This is a genomic window from Phenylobacterium sp., assembly GCF_030697305.1.
Lineage (GTDB): Bacteria > Pseudomonadota > Alphaproteobacteria > Caulobacterales > Caulobacteraceae > Phenylobacterium.
Map to the genome: position 1 here is coordinate 1 of NZ_JAUYQL010000095.1, position 4,441 is coordinate 4,441.

6 protein-coding genes are annotated in these 4,441 nt (G+C 69.6%); 4 read left to right on the plus strand and 2 right to left on the minus strand.

From position 1 onward, the window contains the following. On the minus strand, window positions 1–1,606 hold a 1,606-nt coding region (locus Q8R27_RS10030), incomplete at its 3' end, for a transglycosylase domain-containing protein (RefSeq protein WP_305698891.1). Here Q8R27_RS10030 and Q8R27_RS10035 point away from each other — a divergent pair. Then, entirely contained in the window at window positions 1,549–2,013 is a 465-nt protein-coding gene (locus Q8R27_RS10035; protein ID WP_305698886.1) for a YcgN family cysteine cluster protein, read from the plus strand. The two genes, Q8R27_RS10030 and Q8R27_RS10035, sit on opposite strands and share 58 nt — an antisense overlap. Here Q8R27_RS10035 and Q8R27_RS10040 read toward each other — a convergent pair. Next, window positions 2,010–2,522, minus strand: a complete 513-nt coding sequence (locus Q8R27_RS10040) for a DUF805 domain-containing protein (protein ID WP_305698887.1) — start codon at window positions 2,520–2,522, stop codon at window positions 2,010–2,012. The two genes, Q8R27_RS10035 and Q8R27_RS10040, sit on opposite strands and share 4 nt — an antisense overlap. 150 nt (window positions 2,523–2,672) lie before the next feature. Between Q8R27_RS10040 and Q8R27_RS10045 the strand changes: the two genes are divergently transcribed. From Q8R27_RS10045 to Q8R27_RS10055, 3 genes are all read left to right on the plus strand, one after another. Continuing rightward, complete coding sequence (locus tag Q8R27_RS10045; protein WP_305698888.1) at window positions 2,673–3,614, plus strand: J domain-containing protein; 942 nt, start codon at window positions 2,673–2,675, stop codon at window positions 3,612–3,614. A 60-nt stretch (window positions 3,615–3,674) separates the two neighbouring features. Then, window positions 3,675–4,016 (plus strand): PepSY domain-containing protein, encoded by a 342-nt coding sequence (locus Q8R27_RS10050; RefSeq protein ID WP_305698889.1) that lies wholly within the window; start codon window positions 3,675–3,677, stop codon window positions 4,014–4,016. Between the two features lie 21 nt (window positions 4,017–4,037). Beyond that, on the plus strand, window positions 4,038–4,441 hold a 404-nt coding region (locus Q8R27_RS10055; RefSeq protein ID WP_305698890.1), incomplete at its 3' end, for a response regulator transcription factor.

The window sequence follows — 4,441 nt, forward strand, 5'->3', positions numbered from 1 at the left end:
CGGCCTGCTGGAACACCTGGAAGGCGCTGGCCATCTCCCGCACGCTGCCTTCGTAGGCGCCCAACGCCACCGACAGGCCGGGCTCGTCCGGCAGGCTGGTGAAGCCGAAGCGCCGGACCAGCGAGCCGATCGCCGCGGGCCCTGCTTCCTGGGCCAGCCGCACCGCCACGGTGTTGATCGACCGGGCCAGCGCCGTCTGCACCATCACCGCGCCGTAGTGGCCGCCGCCGTAGTTCTCCGGGCTCCAGCGGCCGATGCGCAGCGGCGCGTCGACGCGGATGTCGGTCGGCCGCACGCCGCGCTCCAGGGCGGTGGCGTAGATGAACGGCTTGAAGCTGGATCCGGGCTGGCGGCGCGCCTGGACGGCCCGGTTGAACACGCTGGAAGCATAGTCGGTCCCGCCGACCATGGCGCGGATGCCTCCGTCCGGGGCGAGCGAGACCAGAGCCGCCTCCGACATCCGCGAGGCGCGGCCCTCGGCGCGCACCGTCTGGCGCAGGATCTGGGCGGCGCTGCGTTGCAGTTTCGGGTCGATCGACAGGCGCACCAGCAGGTCGGGCGAGTTCGGCCCGGCCATGCGGATCGCTTCGGTCGCCGCATAGTCGAGCGCCCATCCGAAATCGCCGTCGTCGGCCTGCGCGGTCGCCGCGAGCTTCGGCGGCGCGGCGATCGCGCGCGCCTCCTCCTCCGCGGTGATCCAGCCTTCACGCTGCATGCGGTGCAGCACCATGTGCGAACGCGGCAGCGCCTGTTCCATGCCGTGGTTCAGCGCCAGCCTCGTCGGCGCCTTGGGGATCGCCGCCAGCAGCGCGGCTTCCGGCAGGGTGAGCTGGCTCGCGGGCTTGCCGAAATAGGTGCGCGACGCGCCGTCGAGGCCGAAGGTGTTGGCGCCGTAGTAGACGCGGTTGAGGTACAGTTCGAGGATCTCGTCCTTGCTCAGCAGCCGGTGCAGCCGCTCGGCCAGCACCGCCTCCTGCACCTTGCGCCGGAAGGTCTGGTCCGGGGTCAGGAACAGTGTCTTGGCGAGTTGCTGGGTGAGGGTGGAGCCGCCTTCGACGATCTTCCCCGCCTTGTGGTTGGCGAACGCCGCGCGCCCGATCGCCCACAGGTCGACCGCGCCGTGGCTGTAGAAGCGCCGATCCTCGGCGGCCAGCATGGCGCGTGGCACATAGGCCGGAAGCTGGGCCACGAACACCTGGTCGCCATACCGCGGGCCGCGCTCGGCGATCGGTTGGCCGGTCCGGTCGAAGAACTTGATCGCCGGCGTGCGGTTGAAGGCATAGAGCTGCTCGCGCGCCGGCAGCGGCGGCAGGTCGGTCAGATAGGTCTTCTGGACCCAGACCGCGGCGGCGAGCCCGCCCACCGTGACGAGCACCGTCAGCACGCCCAACGCCGCGAGCGCCCGACGCAGCAGCCATCCGCGGCGTCGCGGCGGCTTGTCCGGGCGAGGCGCGGGGTCCTTGCGGGTGTGGGAACCTGGGATCACAGCGCTCTGCAGCCTGGTCGGCGGTTGGTTAACCGGCGGGTTTGGTTTAGGACGGCTCGCCCATGGCGACGAGACCTTTCTGGGAGACCAAGACCCTCGCGCAGATGACCGTGCGCGAATGGGAGAGCCTGTGCGACGGCTGCGGGCTCTGCTGTCTGGTTCGGTTCGAGGAAGAGGACACGGGCGAGATCATTCCGACGCGGGTGCATTGCAAGCTGTTCGACAGCCAGGCCTGTCGCTGCATGGACTATGCCAACCGCAAGCGCCATGTGCCCGATTGTATCAAACTCACGCCCTGGAACATCGACGCGCTGGAGTGGATGCCGCTGAGCTGCGCCTACCGTCGCATCAATGAAGGCCGTGGGCTGTCGGACTGGCACCCGTTGGTGAGCGGCGATCCTGAAAGCGTCCATGCGGCGGGTATCTCGGTGCGTGGCCAGACGGTCAGCGAGGTGGCGCTAGCGGATTCCGAGGACGCCCTCGACTTCGCCGCCTGGGACCTGCTGCGCGACCGAAGCGATGACTAAGGTCGCGTAGGCTCGGGCGGGACTTCCGGCGGGCCGAAGCGGTTGGCGCCCTTTTCGCCGGGCAGCGCGCCCAGGTAGATCAGCATGGCGACCATCATGGTCAGCGCAATCAGCATTCCCCCCATCAGGATTCCCAACGCCGTCGAGGGTCCCGCCGGCGCGTCCTTCGACAGCACCTCCGGCCCTCCGACCATCACAGCCAGGCCGATGGTCACCACCATCACCACGGTGGGAACCACGTACCACCAGCCGGTGCGGCCGTGATCGTGCAGCCGCTTCACCGTCAGGCACAGCCCGGGGAAGAACAACGCCGCCTGAGCCGCCCAGCTCATCAGGTTCGAGCGCATCTCGGCGTCTTCCTTCGGCATGTTGTCGAGCGCCCAGGCGCTCCAGACGCCGATCGGGATGCTGATCAGGAACGCCGCCAGGATGAGGAATAGATATCCCCGCCAGAAGCTCTTGCGCCCGATGCGGCCCGAAGGGGTCAGCAGCAGCGTCTCCAACGACATCTCGACACCCTGAAAAGGACGGTCCGGCCAGCGGACGCATCGTGAACCTATAGTCAAGCTGCGCCGGACCCGCCGCAGCCATCTCTTGCACCCGGCATAGAAGCCGCCCAAATCAGGGGCGTTGAACCCGTATCATTTTCGAGGAAGTCCTTGGCGCGCGATCCCTATCAGGAACTGGGCGTATCCCGCAGTGCGAACGCCGATGAGGTCCGCAAGGCGTTCCGCAAGCTCGCCAAGCAGCACCACCCGGACGCCAACCCCGGAAATAAGGCGGCCGAGGAACGCTTCAAGCAGGTCAGCGCGGCTTTCGACATTGTCGGTGACGAGGTCAAGCGCAAGAAGTTCGACGCTGGCGAGATCGACGCTGATGGCCGCGAGACCATGCGCGGCGGCTTCGGCGGCGGGCCGGGCGGTCCTTTCGGCGCAGGCGGCGGCCCGCGCGGCGGGGCCTACCGGTCGGAAAGCTTCGAGGGCGTCGACCTCGGCGATATCCTGGGCGAGATGTTCAACCGTGGCGGCGCACCGCGCGGCGGCGGCGGGGCAGGCGGCGGATTCGGCGGCTTCTCGCAGCGGGGCGCCGATGTGCGCGCCAAGCTGGAGATCGACCTCGAGGAGGCGATCGCCGGCGGCAAGAAACGCATCGCCTTCTCGGACGGGCGCACCATCGACGTGACCATCCCCAAGGGCGCTCAAGAGGGCCAGACCCTGCGGCTCAAGGGGCAGGGCGCGCCAGGCCGCACCGCGCCCGGCGACGCCTTCATCGAAATCAGCGTCAAGCCGCACCCGGTCTTCAAGGTTGAGGGCGACGTGCTGGTGATGGATCTGCCCGTGACCGTCTATGACGCCGTACTGGGCGGCAAGGTCGAGGCGCCGACGCCCGAGGGCGCGGTCACGCTGACCGTACCCAAGGGCTCCAACAGCGGCGCGCGCCTGCGGCTCAAGGGACGCGGCCTGCCCAACGGCCAGGGCAAGCGTGGCGATTTGTTCGCCCGCCTGGTGATCACCCTGCCGGACACGCCGGATCCGGAACTCGAGGCCTTCGCCGAAACCTGGCGCAAGGACCGCGCCTACAAGCCGCGTCGCCGGGCGTGAACCGCCGGGCGGCCGGGTATTCACCCTGGGTTCAGGGCGCACAGGCTATCTCCTGACCGCATGAACCGGCTCCTCGCCATCCTCGCGCTCTGCACCGCGCTCGCCGCGCCCGCCGCCGGCGTGGCGCAGCCGTGGCGTGACGGCGGCCGGCCCTCGCTCGGGGCCGACGGCGGCGATCAGGACCGAGCCCGCGACGCGGTGCGCGCCGGTCGCCAGGCGCCGCTTTCGCGGGTGCTGGCGATGATCGCCCAGCGCACGCCGGGCCGACATTTGAACACCACCCAAGGCGATTTCGGCGGCCGCCCGGCTTTCTTCGTCCAATGGCAATTGCCCGACGGCCGCGTGGTGATCTTCATCGTCGACGCCGAGAGCGGCGCGATCCTGTCGCGCCAGGGCGGCTAGAGGCAAAGCGGAGATACGGCTGTGCGCATCCTGCTGGTGGAAGACGATCCCGACCTGTCGCGTCAGCTGAAGCTGGCGCTGGCCGACGCCGGCTATGCGGTCGACCATGCCCCGGACGGCGAGGAGGCCCAGTTCCTCGGCGAGACGGAGCCCTACGACGCGGTGATCCTCGACCTGGGCCTGCCCAAGGTCGACGGCGTCTCGGTGCTGGAGCGCTGGCGGCGCGAGAGCATGACCACGCCGGTGCTGATCCTCACCGCCCGTGGCGCCTGGAGCGAGAAGGTCGCAGGGTTCGACGCCGGCGCCGACGATTATCTCACCAAGCCCTTCCACACCGAGGAGCTGCTGGCCCGCCTGCGCGCCCTGCTGCGCCGCTCCGCCGGCCACGCCGCGCCCAGCCTCGCGCTGGGCGGCCTGCGCCTCGA